This is a genomic window from Blautia glucerasea, from assembly GCF_020537505.1.
Lineage (GTDB): Bacteria > Bacillota > Clostridia > Lachnospirales > Lachnospiraceae > Blautia_A.
Map to the genome: position 1 here is coordinate 35,046 of NZ_JAJBMO010000011.1, position 18,523 is coordinate 53,568.

Genomic DNA, 18,523 nt, shown 5'->3' on the forward strand with positions numbered 1-18,523 from the left:
GAAAGTATGGCAGCATACAAAGATGAAGAAAGAGGAACCTGGTATGTTTCATTTTATTATGAGGACTGGACAGGAGCCAAAAAGCGAAAAGTAAAAAGAGGATTCCGCACTAAGAAAGAAGCATTAAATTTTGAAGCGGAGTATAAAAGAACAGCGAAAGCAGACATGGATATGACAATGGGAGAGTTTGTAGAAGTCTACTTCCGAGACAAGTCTCAGTCATTGAAGGACAGGAGTATCAAGAACAAAAGAGATACGATGAATGCTCAACTGTTACCGTATTTTAAGGACAGACCGATGAACAGTATCACACCAGCAGAGATTATCCAGTGGCAGAATACGATTATTGAAAAAGGATATTCAGATGATTATCTGAAAACAATACAGAATCAGATGACGGCATTGTTTAATCATGCGAAGAATATCTACAATCTGGCAGATAATCCTTGTGACAAAGTAAAACGTATGGGAAAGACTTCAAAAAAGAAAATGAAGTTTTGGACAATTGAAGAATATCGGCAGTTTATGACCGGAATAGAACCGGGAAGCAAATATTATGTGCTGTTTGAATTATTATTCTGGACAGGAGCGAGAGAAGGCGAAGCACTCAGCATTACACCTGCTGACATTGATTTTGAAAAGAATCTACTTCATATCAATAAAACTTACTACCGTATGCATGGAGAGGACGTGATTACATCTCCCAAAACAGAAGAATCGAACCGTACGATTTCCATACCGGAATTTCTGAAAAAAGAGATTCAGGACTATATTAGCAGACTGTATGAGTTGCCCGAAGATGAACGGATTTTTCCAATGGTTCATGAAGCGGTACAGCATAAGTTAAAACAGGTGGTTCAAAAGACCGGAGTAAAAAAGATAAGAGTACACGACATTCGTCACAGTCATGCGGCATTTCTGATCAATAAGGGAGTGCAACCATTGATGATTAAAGAAAGGTTTGGACATACGGACATTCGCATTACATTGAATACTTATGGGCACTTATATCCAGATCAGCAGAAAGTGGTGGCAGATATGCTGGATGATGAAAATATAAAAAGCTCCGGAAGTACGAACAACCGGAGCAATGTGACAAATGGGGACGAATCCACAAATGTCAACCCTAGACAAGTTGATTATATCAGGGATTCTTCCAGAGAACAACAGATAATTGGCGAGAATAGTTTGAAAAATGGAGGAATTTATGGAACAGAGAAATGAGAATAAAACAGAATTGAAAATGATAAAGATGTCAGATGTCCAGTCCCAGACAGTGGACTGGCTCTGGTATCCATTTATCCCTTATGGGAAATTAACGATCATTCAGGGTGATCCGGGCGATGGAAAAACTACGCTGATATTAAATATTGCAGCGAGATTGTCTAAAGGAGAAGGTCTGGATAACGATATGAAAGTAACAGAACCAGTAAAGATTATTTATCAGACAGCGGAAGATGGGCTGGCAGATACGGTAAAACCCAGACTGGAGCTGGCAGAAGCGGTCTGTGAAAGAATCATGGTTATAGATGAAACAGAAAAATCACTTTCCATGATAGATGAGAGACTGGAAACTGCTATCAAACGGACTGGTGCGAGAGTGCTTATTTTAGATCCGATTCAGGCATACCTTGGAGGAACAATGGATATGAACCGGGCAAATGAAGCAAGGGATATGACAAAAAGATTGAGCTTGCTGGCAGAAAAGTATAAATGTGCAATTTTATTAATCGGACATATGAATAAAGCTGGTGGAAATAAAGCTGCATATAGAGGAATGGGTTCGATTGACTTTTTTGCAGTAGCCAGAAGCGTATTACTGGTAGGAAGAATAGAGGGAGAACCGGACTTAAGAGCAGTGGTTCAGATTAAAAATAATCTGGCTGCATTTGGACATTCCAAAGCATTTCGCCTGACAGAAACCGGATTTGAGTGGATAGGTGACTATGAAATCACAGCAGATGAGGTGCTTGGTGGAATTGCTCCAAAGGTAAATAAACTGGAACAGGCAAAAAAGATGCTGAGGGAACTGGCAGAAACATCAACTTCTGTGCAAAGCAGTGAAATCTTTGATATGGCAGAAGATTTGAATATTTCTAAAAGAACACTGGAAAATGCAAAAAAGGAACTTGGAATTAAGGCAAGACGAATCGGTAATTCCTGGTATTGGGATTTAAATAAAGTTAAGCCGGAATAAATTAAGGGTGCAACATTGCAGAGTATATAGAAAATGCGGAATTAAAATGCAAGGTTGCAATCTGTAAAGACATTGCAGTGTTGCGTCCTTACATAAATTGTAAGAAGGTGAGAGCTTGAAAAACGTTATGATTCCAGAGGAGTTATTTGGAAAGATTATAAAATATCATTTACTGGATCAGGAACAGGAAGCAGATGATATAAGAAAAGGTCTGGAAAAAAAGCTGGATGCAATGGTAAATCGTGAGGCATACAGTAAATTCAAAACTGCGCCAACAGAAGAAGAACGGGAAAAGTTCCGGCAGGAGTATCTGGACAGAAAAGGAATGCAAGAGAGCTTTCGATGGTAACAGTTCGTGTTGATTACCTTTTTACAGGAGCGTGTCACGCCCCTGTGAGAAGTAAACAAGAAGAAAGTTGGTAAGGCGCATACGGAAAGCTGAGGCTGGACGGTGAGGTTGCTGTAAATTTGATAGTTGTGAAGAAGGGAGAACGATTCGATGAAGCAGGGAAGATTAGGATATAACAGTAGCAATGACAGATATGGGTTATTAGCCTCGGACTTATGGATTGATACGGGATTTCACTGTGGAGAAGGTCTTGAGGTGCTGGTCGATGATAAGTGGGTAAGGACAAGAATGGAGATGAATCCAGCAAGAGAATGGTATCTGGTTGGAACGCCATACTGTGGAGATCTGGAATATGTGCAGGCAAGAATACCGGAATAATTTAGTCGAGAGAGTAACGAAAGAGATAAAATAGCCCCCGGCAGGGCGCAAGGGTACTTTTGATGGACGGAACGGCTGTCGAAAGTGCTTTTGCGTTACTTTTGACAAAAGTAACAAAACCGCCGTATCCGGCGAAGATTTCTTTTTATACTATAGCTGGTAAAGATACAAATTTATGTGCCATGTCTGGCACTGGTTTTAGAAAGTGGAGTGACGAACATGACGCTGAAACGAACAATTAGTGGTATGATCGGGACAGGTTCTCTGGCTCATAACAGAAGGGAATTTATAGCAGAAAATGTTGATTCAGACAGAGTGCAACTAAATATTTGCTATCAGAATGAGAATTTAAAAGAAGTTTATAAAGAACTGTTTGATGAAGCTGTAGAACGATATAATATCGGGAAAAGAAAAGATAGACAGATTACAAATTACTATGAAAAAATCCGGCAGGGAAAACAAGAGAAGTTGTTCCACGAAGTAATTTTTCAAATTGGAAATCGAGAAGATATGGCTGTCGGAACAGCAGAAGGAGATCTGGCTGTAAAAATACTGGATGAATATGTAAAGGACTTCCAGAAGCGGAATGCAACGTTACGGGTATTTGGGTGTTATCTACATCAGGATGAGTCTACTCCACATTTACATATTGATTTTATTCCTTATGTGACTGATTGGAAAGGAAAAGGAATGGACACCAGAGTTTCGTTGAAACAGGCATTAAAAAGTCTTGGATTTCAAGGTGGAAATAAGCATGATACAGAGTTGAACCAGTGGATGAACCATGAAAAAAAGGTCCTGGCAGAGATTGCAAAACAGCATGGCATTGAATGGGAACAGAAAGGTACTCATGAGGAACATTTGGATGTTTATAACTTCAAGAAGAAAGAGCGAAAAAAGGAAGTACAGGAGCTGGAGCAGGAGAAAGAGTATCTAACTGCAGAAAACGAAGAACTGACAGCACAAATTGCGGAATTCAGAGCAGATATCCAGATTTTAAAAGACGATAAGGAACAGGCAAGCAGGGAGAAACAAGAAGCAGAACAAAGGGCAGAGGACGCAGAAAAAGAAGTAAAAAGTCTGGAAGAGCGTCGAGATGTGCTGCAGCCGATTATGGATAATGCCAGTAAAGAAATAAAAGAATATGGAATGATTAAGACGTTTTTACCGGAGGCAGGAACATTTGAACGTGCAGTACCTTACAGAGAAAATAAAATCAAGCCATTGTTTATCAAGATGAAGAATCAGATTGCTGCATTAGCTGGAAAGGTTGTAGAACTTAACAAAACGATAGAAAGCTGGAAAAACAAATATCAAAAATCTACGGAGAAATGTGATGATATCCAAACGCAGTTAGATGATGTGCGTAAAGAAAATGGAAAATTATCAAATGATAATCAACGTTTACAAGAGATTTCGGACAGATATGACAGAGTGGTGCGTATTCTGGGAATGGAAACTGTAGAGGATGTGGTGCAGCAGGACATTAAAGAACAAAGGGCACTGGAAGAAAAACGGCGAATGGAGCAAATGCCAAAGGGAAGCGTTCTGAAACAGTTGGAATGGGCAACTCAAAAGAGCCAGATTGAAAACCAACAACGTAAGAAAAATAAAACAAAATACAAAGGATTGGAGATTTAGACTATGAAAAAACAGATTTATGATGAGAAAAATGGAATGAGCTATACGTTGCATGGAGATTACTATTTGCCGGATCTGGTTTTAAGAGAAGAAGAACCGACATATGGAAAATATGGAATGTTACGAAAGCAGTTCTTAAAAGAACACAGATCAGCAAGATATCAATACATGTTATTGACCGGAAAATTGAATGAACATCTGAATCAGATCGATCAGGAAGTCAGAGAACAGGTGGAAACGCTTATGGAACAGATGATAGAAAAACAGGGTGTAACTGAAGAATTAAAGGCACAGGATCAGATGAAGTGGGTTAGGTTAATGAATAATATAAAAGCCAGTGCAGAAGAGATTATATTGAAAAACATGGTATATGTGTGAGATCGTTCTTTTACACTTTTGTATATATTAGAATAGCACTTTAGAAAGCACTATGGTAAAATAAAGTGAAGGTAAATCGGAATTTGGAGGATTGAATTATGTGGAATGAATTAGGTATAAGTGGAGGAACCGCAATTGTTATTTTGATTGCGCTGTATTTCGTTATCAAATGGGCAGTGAAAAATGGCATCAAAGAAGCCTACAGTGCAATCACTGGAAAGAAAACTGTTGAAGATATCCAAAACGAAAAAGAGCTGAAAGAACTTGGATTGGATTCAGAAGATCAATAACTTCAAGTTTGCCGAAATATATTTCTAACTTTCCCTATTTTACAGGCTTTCCAGCCTGTGCATTAGCGAAACGATATGTATTTTCCCTTATTTTTGCCCTTATGAGATAATCGTAAGGGAAATAAGGGAAAGTTTTATTTAGTCATTGCCTGCCACTTTATCAAGTAACCTTGCAGATTCCCGCTTGGCTTTTCTTGTAGAGTGTGCATAGACATTCATGGTGGTACTGACATCTGAGTGCCCTAACAGTTCCTGCACATCCTTTGGTGCTGCTCCATTTGCCAGAAGGTTGCTTGTGTAGGTGTGTCGCAACTGGTGAAAATGAAATCCTTCAAATCCATCCAGTTTCTGAGCAATCTTCCTGCAAACAATTCCTAACGTGCTTGGCAGTTCCAAACTTCCATCCGGTCTTAAGCAGACAAAGGATATTTCCTTATAATCTTCTGGAACATTCTCTGTTCCGTCCAGATGATAGAACTCATAGTAAACTCTGTTTTTGTCTTTTACTTCTCTGTAGTAGTTTTTATGGTAAAGTTCTCCGTACTGCATTCGGTTTTTAAGTTGTTCCTTTCGGGCATTGCGAAGAATCTCTGCCAGTGTATCTCCAAAATCAACAATCCTTACCTTTTTTCGTTTGGTTGGTCCGATGATATTCTTGTGCCTTGAACCATCATATCGGATACTGCGTCTGATTGTAAGGCACTGTTCTTCAAGATTCACATCCTGCCATGCCAGACCACAGGCTTCACCGATACGAAGTCCTGCATAATAAGCTATCTGGATTGGAAGTATTGCCGGTGGATTGTAATTCTGTAGAAATTCAATCAGTCTTTCATAATCCTCTCGTGGAATTGGCTGTATATCGCCATCCATGTCATCATCGGAAAACAGGTCAACCTCATCCGTCTGGTATTTCAGCTTAATATACTGCATCGGATTGAAAGTGATATATTGCTTTGGTGATACTGCAAATCGGAATGACTGCTGTAATACTGCCGAGAAAGAACGAATGTAATCTTTGCTATAACCTTTTCTTTCTGAACCATCTGGATAAGTGCCACCAAAGGAAAGCAGATCGAAGAAGGCTTGTAAATGCTCAGATGTTACATTTTTCAACTTTCTCTCTGAAATTGGATGCTTCTTGATGTTGGTAATGGCACCGAGGTAATTCTGGACTGTCCCATTACTGAGCGTACCGGTCTTTAATTCTTCCTCTGCCCATATATCAAGTAATTCTCCAATTGTAATATTTTCCGACTTTGCAATGAATTTCTTGCTTTCGTAATCGTCCATTGCCTGACGGAGCAGTTTTTCCGTTTCACTTTTACTTTCTGTTCCAGCGTATTCTTTCTGAACCAGATTGCCGCTTGCATCTTCTACATAGAAGCGGTAGTACCATTTCTTTCCTTTTTTTCTTACAGATCCTTTTGCCATAATCGTGTGTCTCCTTTCGATATCAGACAATCGGAACTGATGAAATGCTTCTTGCGTGTAAGTATATCATAACTCCGGTTGTCGTTCTATACCGAATCGGAATCCTCATACAAAACTTCTGATAAAAGATTTTCAAGCCTTTGTTCTGCCATTTCCGGTTTCTTGGAATAAAGCCTTACGATATCTGCCATGTCGTTAAAGGCATTAACAGTGTGGGTGATCTCCCGGAGAAACATAATCTCGTTATATTCATCATTCGATTCAAACCCCATTACTTTTGCAATATCAGCTTCATTCGTGTTGCCCTTGTAATTCTTGCAGGCAAACTGGAATGATTCCAGAAACAGGTTATATTGCTTTAACATCAACAGCAGTAAATCTTTGGAAAAAGCATCTTCCTTTTTACTAAGGTCGAGAGGTAACTGTTTGAGAATATCGCCCATTGCATCACGAATCTGTAATTCTTTCTTATCCGTAATATCGGTTTCGTATTCATCGGTTTCCCCTCTGAGCCATTCAATAGATACATGAAGTGCTTCCGAAAGACCTTCCAGCACCATCTTTTTGGTATTGTCAATCGAACCATTCTCATAACGCAGGATTGTGGAAGCTGTAACTCCCATCTTCTCTGCAACATAAGGCTGTGTCAGATTTAATTCCAGACGACGCTGTTTTGCCCTGCTGCCTATCAGCTTGCGTAGTTCTTTATCTTTCATGCTGATTGCCTCCTTTTTCGGTATGTATGAATTATAGCATGTACCTCACATAATTGCAATATGCAATATAATAATTATTTTTAAAATTTCATAACGCTTGACAACACAATATAAAACCGCTATACTAACAGCACAACAAAAATTGCATAATGCAATTTATAAGGAGGTGACAAGATGACGGAAAGAAAGATTGCATTATCCATCGAGGAAGCAGCCGACTATACAGGAATTGGCAGAAACACTTTGAGAAAGCTGGTTGAATGGAAGAAGCTTCCGGTATTAAAGGTCGGAAGAAAAGTCCTTATTAAAACTGACATTCTGGAAAAGTTCATGGAAGCCAACGAGGGGCGTGATCTGAGGGATAAAGGAAATGTAAAAGCTGTCACAAGAAATGTGGCAACTTAAAAAGGCGGCTTCCTAAGAAACCGCCAAAGGTTCTATCAGACCGAAGCCATGATATACCTACACGCAAGAGGATTATACCATGTGCTTCTCCTGATATGCAACCGGAAACTGTTGTTTATCGGAAAAAGAAAGGATGAAGACGATATGGCGAAATCAACAAAGACTTATGAAGAAAGAATACGTGCATTAGAGAAAAAGGAACAGGAAAGCATTGAAGCTACAAAAAAGCTCATTGCACAGCGGAAGGAACTGGAAAAGCGAAAGAAAGCAGAGGAAAGTAAAAAACGAACCCACAGGCTCTGTCAGATTGGTGGCGCAGTGGAATCGGTTCTTGGCTGTCCGATTGAGGAGGAAGATTTACCAAAGTTGATAGGCTTCTTAAAAAGGCAGGAAACAAACGGAAAGTTTTTCTCAAAGGCGATGCAGAAAGAGCCACTTACAGATATGGAGGAAGTGTAATGGCGGAGGGAGTGGTTTTTCCATTCCCTTCATTGCCTTTGAATGAAGGGCGCACTTATGGACAACCAGAGGTCGTCCTTATAAGTTTGCCACAAGTGGCAACCGGTCTGCGCTTACGCTTGCCGGGCTCGTTCCGTCGGCGGGGCTTTCAGCCAGACCTGCTCATGCCGCAGGGGGCACTCTTGCGCAGAGGGCGTTCCGACAGCTTCACTTCTGCCAAACCAGAAGAAGATGCTGTCGGAAATCAATGCCGGATACGGCAGAAAGGGGGAATCGTATCATGGCGATATTTCACTTTACAGTAAAGATTGTCGGGCGCAGTAAAGAAAAATCTGTCATATCCGCATCGGCATATCTTAATGGAGATGTGATGAAGAATGAGGAAACAGGCAGAATCAGTTACTATACTTCCAAAAAGGAAGTCGTCTACACCAGTCTGATGATGTGCGAAAATGCACCTCCTGAATGGCTGCATGTACCGGAAGAAAATATAAAAAGGTTTCAACAGTCTATCCGTTATAAAAGAGCGGATGATAAAGATGCCGCACTGGAAAAGTTTAAAATCACATTTCAGAAACAGCGTCTATGGAATGAGGTATTGAAGATAGAAAAAAATGCAGATGCACAGCTTGGACGCTCATTTGAATTTTCCCTGCCGAAAGAATGGAGCAGACAGGAACAGATTGATTATACAACCGAATATATTCAAAAGACTTTCGTGGATAAGGGAATGTGTGTCGACTGGAGCATACACGATAAGGGCGATGGAAACCCACATGTGCATTTACTTGTAACCATGCGACCATTCAATCTGGATCATTCATGGGGCAGCAAAGAAGTCAAGGACTGGGATTTTGTCAGAGATACTGACGGAAATATCGTGGTTGATGAATCCCACCCGGACTGGTGGCAGGATAAGAAAAATCCTGACCGGCATGGAATCCGCATTCCGGTACTTGATGAAAACGGAGTACAGAAAGTCGGGGCAAGAAACCGAAAACAATGGAAACGGGTTCTGACCGATGCTACCGGCTGGAATAATCCAAAGAATTGTGAGTTATGGCGAAGCGAATGGGCTGGGATGTGTAACCGGCATTTATCCATAGACAATCAGATTGACCACCGCTCTTATGAAAGACAGGGCAAATTAAAAATCCCTACGATTCATGAGGGTGCGGATGCAAGAAAGATTGAGGAAAAATATCTCACCGGACAGATATGGAATGGTTCATGGAAGGTAGAGGAAAACCAGATGATTAAAAAACAAAATGCACTACTGCAAAAGGTAATCACAACCTTTGGTAAGGTATCCGGTGCATTGTCAATATGGAAGGAGTGGTTGAATGACATTAGAAGAAAGCAAAGAAGTAATTCCCATGATGGAAGCAATGATTACACAGATAGAGGAACAGCAGAATATCATGGCAGAGATGCTTCAGGAAATACAGGAAAAGGACGAGAAGCTGATGTGCTTTCAGGAGAAGGAAGAACGATTGCAGCAATTAGAGAGCGAATTATCAGAACTGCTTCAAATCTTGCCGGATACAGAAGAACTGTTGATACTTCTGGAAGAAAAGACAGACCAGATACAGAAGCTTACAGACGAAAATCAGCAATGGCAGGAATTGGCACAGAAATTAAACAGCGAGAACCGGCTATTGCAGAAACAGAACAGCGAATTACTGAACTTGAACAGCAATTAGAGAAAGGAAGGTCGATTGATGAACGAATTAAGAAACTCAAAGAGCGACGATCAACTGGAAGAGTTGCTTCTGCTGACAGAGCAGATGCAGGAAGAACTCGACCAGAAAGACAGGACTATCCGGGAACTGAAAATGCAGCTCGACGAATCGCTGACCTTGAACGAGAGGTTAAACAGCGAGAACAGAGCAGGGAACATTCAAGCCTTAAAGAACGACTTGAGGAAAACAAAAGAATTGTTGCAGAGAGAGAAAGAGAAAACGCACGCTGCCGAAATCATGACAGAGGAATGTCAAGATAAGCTAAGGCAGGCAGAACAGGAACGGGACTATGCACTCTCTCATCAGAAAAAAGTAGAGATACCGGTTGAAAAGCCAGTACTCTATCAAAAGTGTGGGAACTGTAACCTGACAGCTTATCTGAAAGCCAAGGAAAAGTATGATACGCAGAGAGAAAAACTGGCAGGCAGATATAAAACAAAAACAGCCATGTATGAAGCATTGATGTTTCTGCTGATATGGTATTCCGTATCAACTACTCTTTTTCAGATGATACGGTCAAAAATATTTATTTCTGATTGCGTGGTATTCTTTGATACAATCGCCACTTTTATACAGACCATTGCAGGGTGGATTATACTGACAGGAAAGAACATGGCACAGATTAGTAATGGAATATCCAATCCTGTCGTTGCCGGAATTGTATATTGGCTGATAAGAATACTGATCTGCGGTGGATGTTTGGTGGGTGCTGGAATACTTGTAGCATTTATAGAGATAAAGATTGCAGAGTTATATAAGAAGTGCTGTTGGGATATGATTACCATAATGGTAATACTTATAAGCATGGCAACAGCTATCTACTTTGGGAAGTGGATAAAGATAACATTGCCAATCAATCTGCTATTTCTCTTATTATTCGTGCAACTGGTATATGTTGGAATCAGGTGGTATGTAAAGGGATGGCGAGAAACAAGGGGATATCATTAAAACAAAAATACCGATATTTTATTGGTACTATATGTCTTTACTTTCGTGCTAATATATATTATCATATTAGCACGAAAGGAGAAAGTATATGACTCAGTTTGAAAAATTAGATTTGTTGTTGCGTGAATGTGGAGGGACAATTCAGACATTTCAAGTTCTAAATAATGGAATTAGTAAGTCTGTGTTTTATGCATATGTGAAGGAACGAGGATTAGAACAAGCTGCTCATGGTGTGTATGTATCGCCGGATACGTGGACAGATGCAATGTACCTTTTGCATTTACGTTGTGGTCAAGCTGTATTTTCTCATGAAACTGCATTGTTTTTTCATGATTTAACGGACAGAGAGCCTTTGAAATACACCATAACAGTAAGAACTGGATATAATCCAAGTCGTTTGCAGGAAGACGGTTTTCAAGTGTACACAGTAAAAAAGGATTTACATGAAATAGGAATCATAGCTATGCAGACATCATTCGGACATTCCGTTCCCGTTTATGACATGGAGAGAACAATTTGTGATCTGCTTCGTAGCAGAAAAAATGTTGAAATGCAGGTCTTTCAAGACGCATTGAAACAATATGCAAAACGTAAGGATAAAAACTTACGGATGCTTATGAAATACGCAGCTATGTTTCATGTTGAAAACATACTTAGACCATATTTGGAGGTGTTACTTTAGATGATAACAACGGCAAGACAATTAAAGGATTTAATTCGTAATATGTCAAAGAAAAAATCCGCAGATGCACAGATTTTGATGCGGAATTATATGATGGAACGTTTTTTAGAACGAATTTCTTTATCAGAGTATAAAAACCAGTTTATATTAAAAGGTGGAATGCTTGTGGCGGCAATGGTTGGTCTGGATGCCAGAGCTACTATGGATCTGGATGCTACCATAAAAGGCACTAATGTTAGTGTGGAGGATGTAGAAATGATTATATCCCAAATTATATCAATTCCACTGGACGATGGTGTTTCATTTCGGGTCAAACGGATATCGGAAATCATGGAAGAAGCAGATTATCCTGGTGTTCGTGTAAGCATGGAAACGAAATTTGATGGTGTAATCACACCATTAAAGATTGATATTTCTACAGGGGATGTAATTACACCAAGAGAAATCAAGTACAAATTTAATCTTATGCTTGAAGACCGCACTATTGAGGTATGGGCATATAATCTGGAAACGGTATTGGCTGAAAAATTGGAAACTGTTGTTAGTCGAAACGTTACAAATACACGAATGAGAGATTTTTATGATATTTATATTTTACAAAAGTTGTATGGAGAACAACTCCAAAAACAAGTTTTATGGACTGCACTTGTGGCTACAGCCAAAAAAAGGGGAACATTAGACCTGATAGAAGCTGAGGATATAAGAGAAATATTTGATGAAATTGAATCAAGTCCGGTTATGGAGACCTTATGGAAAACATATCAAAAAAATTATTCTTATGCTGCTGATATTTCATGGCATGCAATTGTGAAGTCAATCTGTGCATTATATGGAAGTATATTGGAGAATATGTATGACACATAAAAAACTGATATGTAAATTACGTTAGCATTTTGAGTTGCCTAAATTCGAAAGTTAGGAAAATCTTAATAATTTCTCAGGCAATCCATTGTGAATTTAGATGTTGTATTTGCTATACTTAATTGGAAATATGAGCAAAGGAGTTGAAAATATGTCTGAAAAGATATTGATTATAGATGACGAGCAAGATATAGCGGATCTGTTGGAGGTCTACTTGAAAAACGAAAATTACGTCGTTTATAAATTTTACTGCGCAACGGATGCCATGTCGTGTATTGAAAGCGGCGACATTGATCTTGCCATTCTGGATATTATGCTCCCGGATATGAACGGCTTTTCACTTTGCCAGCTTATCCGAAAGAAATACACTTATCCAATCATAATGCTAACGGCTAAAATTGAGGAAACGGATAAAATAACGGGGCTGACATTTGCTGGGGTTAGATAGCGATACTTTTTACATCTACCATGTTACGGCGGTCATGGTTGACAACTTGCGTCGGCTCCTGCTCGGTATCAACCTGTCCGACAAAGCTGTAATGGATTTCGATTTTCCGGGTGTTGGTTTCCCGGTCTAATTCATGTATCAAAATACGGTCGATAAACTCATGGACGTTTTCATAGGTCAATTCCTGTATGTCGCTGTATTTCCCGACAATCTGAATAAACCTTGATATATCCCTTTTTCGCTCGGTAACGGTTGCGATCTGCTGTTGTAACTCGTCTATCCTTGCGGCAAGGGATTTCTTTTCGTCCTCGTAGCCGGAAGTTAGAAACACAAACCGTTCATCTGTCAGTCTGCCTAATGCGTTGTCCTCGTACAGCTTGCGGAAAAGCGTGTCAAGTTCGGTCATACGCGCCTGTGCTTTGGAAAGTTCCTTTTGCTGCTGCGCTAATGCCTTTCTCGCTTCCATGTCGCCGTACTCGGTAGCTTTACAGATAAAGTCCTGTTCGTGTTCCTTAACATACTGCAAAACCCGCCGCATATCTTCCAGCACTAAATCAAGAAGTACGTTTTTGCGGATATAATGAGAGGTACACTCGCTGCCTGTCCTTGCCCTGTTGCGCCATGCGCCGCAAGAATAGGAAAACCTGCGCGGCTCGATATTTACGCCCTGTTGGTAATACATCTTATGTCCGCAACCAGCGCAAAACAGCAAGCCGGAAAAAATATCAATCTCCGCTGCTTTTGTCGGGCGGTGGCGGGTAGCAATCCGCTTTTGCGCAAGTTCAAAGGTTTCCTCGTCAACAAGCGGCTCATGGGTGTTTGGGAAGAAATAGCGTTGTTCTTCTTCGTTCTTCCGGGTCTTTTTCGACTTGTAGGATACCTTGTGAGTTTTCGCGGTTATGGTATGCCCTAAATATTCCTGCCTTGCTAATATGTCATAGAGCGTTTTGTCCGGCCAAGTATAGGGGGCGATCATTGCCCGCTGATACCGCGCCTGTCCTGTGCGCTGATAGCGCAACGCTCCAATCGTCAAGACTTTGTTTTCCGCAAGCCATTTTTGGATTTCGCACATACGCACGCCGCTAACAAACATAGCGAAAACCTGTTTGACAATCGGCGCGGTTTCCGGGTCGGGTATAAGGTGGTGGCGGTTGTTCGGGTCTGGGATATAGCCGTATGGATATTCCCCGTTGACACGCTCGCCTTTTTGCGCCTGTGCCTGTTTAACTGCACGGATTTTCTTGCTTGTATCGCGGGCGTAAAACTCGTTAAACCAGTTCCGCAAGGGGGTAAACTCGTTATCCTCCCGCGCTGTGTCAACTCCGTCGTTAATCGCGATATAGCGCACTCCGTTTTCGGGAAATACAATCTCTATGAGTTCGCCCGTTTTCAGATAGTTTCTGCCAAGACGGGAGAGGTCTTTGGTAATAACCGTCGCCACTCGTCCGGCTTCCACTTCCTGCAACATCGCTTGCAGCCCCTCGCGCTCAAAACTCACGCCGGAAAATCCGTCGTCCACAAAAAACTTTGTGTTCAAAAAATGGTGTTCGTCCGCATAGCGTTGAAGTATCATTTTTTGGTGCTGTATGCTTCCGCTTTCTCCGGCCTGCATATCCTCTTGACTTAAACGGCAGTAAAGGGCGGTGATTTTATTCGACTGTAACATTAGTCCTCCTTTCCGACAGCCGAATAAACAGGTATAATGTGTTGCTATCATTATACCATATCCCGCCGCCTAATGCACTACTCGGACGCTAAAAAGCCCGGATTTCCGGGCTTTTTCTGCAAATCCTTTACAATGAGTTTTTCAATCTTTTTATGGATTGTATCGGTTGCCTTTTCACTCGGCAACGCTTGAACAAGATAGGTGATTTTCCCTATTTTGCGTTCGGTTGTAATTGTCTGTTTTTTATCCATTAGAAAAACCTCCTTTTCCTGTATGGATAAACTATATTCGTCAAAAGGCAAAACGGGCGGTTGTTAGCTGCAACCTCACGGGAGTTTCACCCCGGCCCATGCTTATGGGTGCGCCGCGCAATACTTTGAGGGTGTTCAACGCGGGAGTATCATTGTGCCGCCTTGTATGTCGTCGCCCACAAGCTGCTAAACTTGTTTTACGGCGCGGTAGTTCTCGCTCGACTTTTCCCCAACGGGGAAAAGCGGTCATGGCGTACCCGCCGCCCGGCTCGGTACAGACGGAATGTACCCGTTGCCTGTTATGCTGCGCACCAAAGGCCGCTTTCTTTGTCAAGGAACAATAGGCTTTGTCGGCCTGTAACAGTACACCGTTTCCGATGTGCTGTTACGGAACGACAAATAGCCCATAACGGGAAGCGTGGAAAGGGGACACGCTCCCCGCATGGGCTAAAAGATTATCCTACATGAAAAGCAAGGGTGCGGGTAATAAGGCGCACTTGCAGCCTGTTACGCATTTCCTCGTCCACATAGGAATAGGTATTGCCCGCGTCGTCTTTCAGCGTGCGGGTACAAAGTTTCGCTATGTAACCCTCGTAATGCTTCAAGATCGCGCACATGGCGGTTGTGTCGCCGTTTGCCGCTGCGGAAATGACAGGGAACGGCAACAGATTTTCAGATTTCCTAACGGTATTCATCATCTGCTTTTCCCTCCAAATACTGTTTGATTTTCGCAAGCGCGGATTTCCTGTGCCGGAAAACCGTCGTGCGTACAACATTCAGCAGTTCAGCAATTTCCGCGTCGCTCATGTCCAAGAAGTAGGACAAAAGGATAATGTCGCGTTTCCTTTCGGGCAAAGCGTTAAGGGCTTCGGCAAGCAGTTCATTTTTGACGAGTACATCAAAGCCGGACACTTGAAAACGGAAATAATCGCTTTTGTATTCGTCCGTTGTGAAAAGCTGCGCGAGTTCGCTTTCGCTCAAATCCGAAAAAGGTACTTCGCGTGCTGCGCGTTTCGCAAGAGTGCGGCGGTGGCTTTTCGCTTCGCCAACCAAAGTTTTCTTTGCTAATGCGTCGTACTGATGTTGTATTCTTTCCTTGTCGGAAGAAGATAGCTCCATAGAGTTCACCTCCTTCCCGCGTGGAGTAGAGGACGGGAGTTAAGGGCTTGTCCTCTCTGCCCCTTTCGCTCCGTACCCGTTCGGGAGATGGCTCTTGAGTGCGTTTTTCAGAAAAAAGTTGAAAAAAGCAAAATGCGCCCGTCCGCAAGACGCGGACGAGCGCAAAGGAAATGTAAGAAGTATTTAGATGTATTGACAGTTCATACTCATAGCCGGAATATCCCGCTTGCGGAGCATAGCTTTTTTTGACCGCAAAGCATTAGGCGGGTTACAGTAAATAAAAATGGACACGGCGATACCTCCCCGATACCGCCGTATCCTTAAAAAAGGGCGACTTTAATACACTACCCGCAATCCATTCTATAATAGGGAACAGCGGCTTTTGCGCAATATTAAATAAAAAAGCCGATAACACATAGGTTTTTTGACCTAATGCGTTATCGGCTCTGCGTCTATGCGTCTGGCACTTTTAATCATTTTTTTTTGAATTTATTATATGTGTTAGCTAACTGTCCACAAGCCGCGTTAATCTCTCTGCCATGAGAAACTCTCATAGTAACTTCAAGTCCTGCTTGCTCTAATTGATGTTTGAATGCAACTATTTCCCGTTTCTGTGGTGCTTTAATTCTTGAATTGCTTGTTGGGTTGTATTGTAACACGTTAATCATAACTTTTTTGCCCCGAAACCATTTTGCAAGTTGTCTTACATCTGAGGGCCGGTCATTTATACCCGGTAAAAGCAAATACGCAAAGACAATTTTGCGATTATGCCTTTCAGAATAGGATAAGGCTTGCTTAACAACATCTTCAATAGCATATATGCGCATGTGAGGAATAATACGATTTCTTGCAGATTGTGTTGCTGCGTGTAAAGATATTGTCAACTGAATTTTAAGATGTTCCTCGCGCAATTTTTTTAATTGATCGACCGGACCAACTGTTGATATGGTAATGCCGTCGGTTGGAAAGTTGAGCCCATATCTATCTCGGAGAATATGGATTGCTTTTATCAAGTTGTCATAATTGAATAAAGGCTCTCCCATACCCATAAAAACGATACGGTTTACTTTTCGACGCAACAATATAATCTGTTGTACGATTTCTGACGATGTTAGATTACGAACAAAGCCATTTCGCCCGGACTCACAAAAAATACAACCAACAGGACAACCGACTTGTGTGCTCACGCAAACAGTTCCACCATCTCGCCGCTTGATAAAAACCGTTTCAATGTATTTGTTGTCTTTCAGTTCGTAAACATACTTTTCAGTATCACTGCTTTTGCAAATATTTTTTACCAACATTGATAGATTTTTTTTGCGTGGTAATTGCTTATATAATTCTTCATATAAGGCTTTTGCTTCATTCTCGCCAATAACTTCCGACATTTCTTTGTAAGTAAATCCGTATGGATCATTCCGTACTTCCGCAGGCGTATATTTAGGTAAACGTTTCATTTTTATATCCTTTCTTCTAAATAATAAAAGTTTGTTTTTCTGTATTTTTGATTACAATCTCTAATTTTTCTACATCAATGATATGCGTCAATTTGCATTTAGGGCAGAAAAGAGGAAAATCTTTTAATACAGTATTATGAAATACTTGAACTCTCGTCTTTCCGTTACAAATCGGACATTTTATCCAATATTTTTTAAGCATTATATTTCACTCGTCCTTTTTACACAAAAAAATGCAGGTCAATCCTCAACATGAGCATTGACCTGCATTTATAATGCACAGAGCAGTACAACAAAACTAAGGCATAGCTTGCACTATGTCTATACTATATCTATACGTCGTTAGTTTTTTGTATAGCATCCGCAAAATAAGCATGACAAAAAAGCCCATGTTGAAAATGGGAAAATCCTTTTTTTCAATGCTTATCTAATACGCATGCTATGCAACATAAACGCCGCCTCCTTTTACATAAATTTTATTTTATCAGAAAATCAGTCTACTGTCAATACACAACAGGAAGTATTTAACCTAATGATATGAATTGTGTGGACATATCCAAAAAGAAAGGTGAACTGTAAAATGTAACAGGGTGAATGAAAATGGCAAAAAGACCCGTACCATTGTACGACTTTAAGGCTTTCGGGGCAGCTATAAAAGCCGCGAGAAATGAATACGGCGAGAGCCGCAAAAAGGTAAGCGACGAGTTATATATTTCCCCGCGCTACCTTGCGAATATCGAGAACAAGGGACAACAGCCGAGTTTACAGGTATTCTATGACCTTGTAACCCGGTATCATATTTCGGTAGATCAATTTTTCTTCCCGAACAGCAATGCGGAGAAATCCACCGGGCGGCGGCAGCTTGACGCGCTGCTGGACGGTATGAGCGATAAAGGCATACGGATTGTAACCGCAACAGCAAGGGAGATAACGGAAGTCGAAAAAGCAGAGGATTAACCTCACAATATGAGAAATCGGGAGATTGCAGCGCATGGCGGCTGCAATCTTTTTTTGCGTCCAAAATCAAAGGAACGCGCAACAAATACCGCCTTTCGGTGGGGGTATGGAGTAGATAGCAAGCACAGCAAACGAGTACCCGTTT

23 protein-coding genes and 1 pseudogene are annotated in these 18,523 nt (G+C 41.1%); 16 read left to right on the forward strand and 8 right to left on the reverse strand.

Going from position 1 to position 18,523, the window contains the following annotated elements:
- Positions 1-6 precede the first annotated feature (6 nt).
- The 7 genes from LIQ05_RS10590 to LIQ05_RS10620 all read left to right on the forward strand — a co-directional run bounded on the left by LIQ05_RS10590 (position 7) and on the right by LIQ05_RS10620 (position 5,233).
- Positions 7-1,224, forward strand: a complete 1,218-nt coding sequence (locus LIQ05_RS10590; RefSeq protein WP_117468400.1) for a site-specific integrase — start codon at positions 7-9, stop codon at positions 1,222-1,224.
- Positions 1,196-2,197, forward strand: coding sequence for an AAA family ATPase (locus LIQ05_RS10595; RefSeq protein WP_173770107.1), 1,002 nt, complete (start codon positions 1,196-1,198; stop codon positions 2,195-2,197). Before LIQ05_RS10590 ends, LIQ05_RS10595 begins: the two co-directional genes overlap by 29 nt.
- Positions 2,198-2,324: 127 nt before the next feature.
- On the forward strand, positions 2,325-2,546 hold the full coding sequence (locus tag LIQ05_RS10600; protein WP_117468423.1) for a complexin-2: 222 nt from the start codon (positions 2,325-2,327) through the stop codon (positions 2,544-2,546).
- A gap of 150 nt (positions 2,547-2,696) precedes the next feature.
- Positions 2,697-2,924 (forward strand): DUF5348 domain-containing protein, encoded by a 228-nt coding sequence (locus LIQ05_RS10605; RefSeq protein ID WP_055053912.1) that lies wholly within the window; start codon positions 2,697-2,699, stop codon positions 2,922-2,924.
- Between the two features lie 219 nt (positions 2,925-3,143).
- Complete coding sequence (locus LIQ05_RS10610; protein WP_118224604.1) at positions 3,144-4,565, forward strand: plasmid recombination protein; 1,422 nt, start codon at positions 3,144-3,146, stop codon at positions 4,563-4,565.
- Between the two features lie 3 nt (positions 4,566-4,568).
- Positions 4,569-4,943, forward strand: a complete 375-nt coding sequence (locus LIQ05_RS10615) for a TnpV protein (protein WP_117468397.1) — start codon at positions 4,569-4,571, stop codon at positions 4,941-4,943.
- 98 nt (positions 4,944-5,041) lie between these two features.
- Positions 5,042-5,233 (forward strand): DUF6019 family protein, encoded by a 192-nt coding sequence (locus LIQ05_RS10620; RefSeq protein ID WP_008373533.1) that lies wholly within the window; start codon positions 5,042-5,044, stop codon positions 5,231-5,233.
- Positions 5,234-5,371: 138 nt separating this feature from the next.
- Here the strand turns inward: LIQ05_RS10620 and LIQ05_RS10625 are convergent, their stop codons facing one another.
- Positions 5,372-6,667, reverse strand: coding sequence for a tyrosine-type recombinase/integrase (locus LIQ05_RS10625; RefSeq protein WP_003505396.1), 1,296 nt, complete (start codon positions 6,665-6,667; stop codon positions 5,372-5,374).
- Positions 6,668-6,753: 86 nt separating this feature from the next.
- Positions 6,754-7,383 (reverse strand): helix-turn-helix domain-containing protein, encoded by a 630-nt coding sequence (locus tag LIQ05_RS10630; RefSeq protein ID WP_003505395.1) that lies wholly within the window; start codon positions 7,381-7,383, stop codon positions 6,754-6,756.
- A 174-nt stretch (positions 7,384-7,557) separates the two neighbouring features.
- Between LIQ05_RS10630 and LIQ05_RS10635 the strand changes: the two genes are divergently transcribed.
- The 8 genes and pseudogenes from LIQ05_RS10635 to LIQ05_RS10670 all read left to right on the forward strand — a co-directional run.
- Positions 7,558-7,788 carry a helix-turn-helix domain-containing protein gene (locus LIQ05_RS10635; protein ID WP_003505382.1) on the forward strand — a complete coding sequence of 77 codons (231 nt, stop codon included), beginning with the start codon at positions 7,558-7,560 and terminating at the stop codon, positions 7,786-7,788.
- Between the two features lie 144 nt (positions 7,789-7,932).
- Positions 7,933-8,247, forward strand: coding sequence for a hypothetical protein (locus LIQ05_RS10640; RefSeq protein WP_014080633.1), 315 nt, complete (start codon positions 7,933-7,935; stop codon positions 8,245-8,247).
- Entirely contained in the window at positions 8,247-8,552 is a 306-nt protein-coding gene (locus LIQ05_RS10645) for a hypothetical protein (protein WP_005345966.1), read from the forward strand. Before LIQ05_RS10640 ends, LIQ05_RS10645 begins: the two co-directional genes overlap by 1 nt.
- Positions 8,528-10,249 carry a MobA/MobL family protein gene (locus tag LIQ05_RS10650; RefSeq protein WP_173685576.1) on the forward strand — a complete coding sequence of 574 codons (1,722 nt, stop codon included), beginning with the start codon at positions 8,528-8,530 and terminating at the stop codon, positions 10,247-10,249. The genes LIQ05_RS10645 and LIQ05_RS10650 overlap by 25 nt, the downstream gene beginning before the upstream one ends.
- The gene (locus tag LIQ05_RS10655) at positions 10,227-10,937 is read left to right on the forward strand and encodes a DUF6040 family protein (protein WP_138344492.1); all 711 of its coding nucleotides are present in this window, start codon (positions 10,227-10,229) and stop codon (positions 10,935-10,937) included. The genes LIQ05_RS10650 and LIQ05_RS10655 overlap by 23 nt, the downstream gene beginning before the upstream one ends.
- Before the next feature lie 88 nt (positions 10,938-11,025).
- Complete coding sequence (locus LIQ05_RS10660) at positions 11,026-11,619, forward strand: type IV toxin-antitoxin system AbiEi family antitoxin domain-containing protein (protein WP_003505367.1); 594 nt, start codon at positions 11,026-11,028, stop codon at positions 11,617-11,619.
- Entirely contained in the window at positions 11,620-12,483 is an 864-nt protein-coding gene (locus LIQ05_RS10665) for a nucleotidyl transferase AbiEii/AbiGii toxin family protein (protein ID WP_003505363.1), read from the forward strand.
- 148 nt (positions 12,484-12,631) lie between these two features.
- Positions 12,632-12,910 (forward strand): annotated as a pseudogene (locus tag LIQ05_RS10670) (response regulator); the annotation flags it as partial.
- Positions 12,911-12,920: 10 nt separating this feature from the next.
- On the opposite strand, the gene LIQ05_RS10675 reads toward LIQ05_RS10670, so the two are convergent.
- The 6 genes from LIQ05_RS10675 to LIQ05_RS10700 form a co-directional block, all read right to left on the reverse strand.
- Positions 12,921-14,594: a recombinase family protein gene (locus LIQ05_RS10675; RefSeq protein ID WP_069989194.1), complete on the reverse strand. Its 1,674-nt coding sequence runs from the start codon at positions 14,592-14,594 to the stop codon at positions 12,921-12,923.
- 77 nt (positions 14,595-14,671) lie between these two features.
- Positions 14,672-14,845 (reverse strand): transposon-encoded TnpW family protein, encoded by a 174-nt coding sequence (locus tag LIQ05_RS10680; protein WP_002604472.1) that lies wholly within the window; start codon positions 14,843-14,845, stop codon positions 14,672-14,674.
- A gap of 455 nt (positions 14,846-15,300) precedes the next feature.
- Positions 15,301-15,543, reverse strand: a complete 243-nt coding sequence (locus tag LIQ05_RS10685; protein ID WP_002604473.1) for a helix-turn-helix domain-containing protein — start codon at positions 15,541-15,543, stop codon at positions 15,301-15,303.
- Positions 15,527-15,964 (reverse strand): sigma-70 family RNA polymerase sigma factor, encoded by a 438-nt coding sequence (locus LIQ05_RS10690; RefSeq protein WP_003502131.1) that lies wholly within the window; start codon positions 15,962-15,964, stop codon positions 15,527-15,529. The genes LIQ05_RS10685 and LIQ05_RS10690 overlap by 17 nt, the downstream gene beginning before the upstream one ends.
- A 473-nt stretch (positions 15,965-16,437) precedes the next feature.
- Complete coding sequence (gene rlmN, locus LIQ05_RS10695) at positions 16,438-17,421, reverse strand: 23S rRNA (adenine(2503)-C(2))-methyltransferase RlmN (protein WP_002584956.1); 984 nt, start codon at positions 17,419-17,421, stop codon at positions 16,438-16,440.
- A gap of 16 nt (positions 17,422-17,437) precedes the next feature.
- Positions 17,438-17,623, reverse strand: coding sequence for a cysteine-rich KTR domain-containing protein (locus LIQ05_RS10700; protein WP_003431289.1), 186 nt, complete (start codon positions 17,621-17,623; stop codon positions 17,438-17,440).
- 398 nt (positions 17,624-18,021) lie between these two features.
- On the opposite strand from LIQ05_RS10700, the gene LIQ05_RS10705 reads away from it, so the two are divergent.
- A complete protein-coding gene (locus LIQ05_RS10705) occupies positions 18,022-18,378 on the forward strand; it encodes a helix-turn-helix transcriptional regulator (protein ID WP_002584957.1) in 357 nt (118 codons plus the stop codon).
- Positions 18,379-18,523 lie beyond the last annotated feature (145 nt).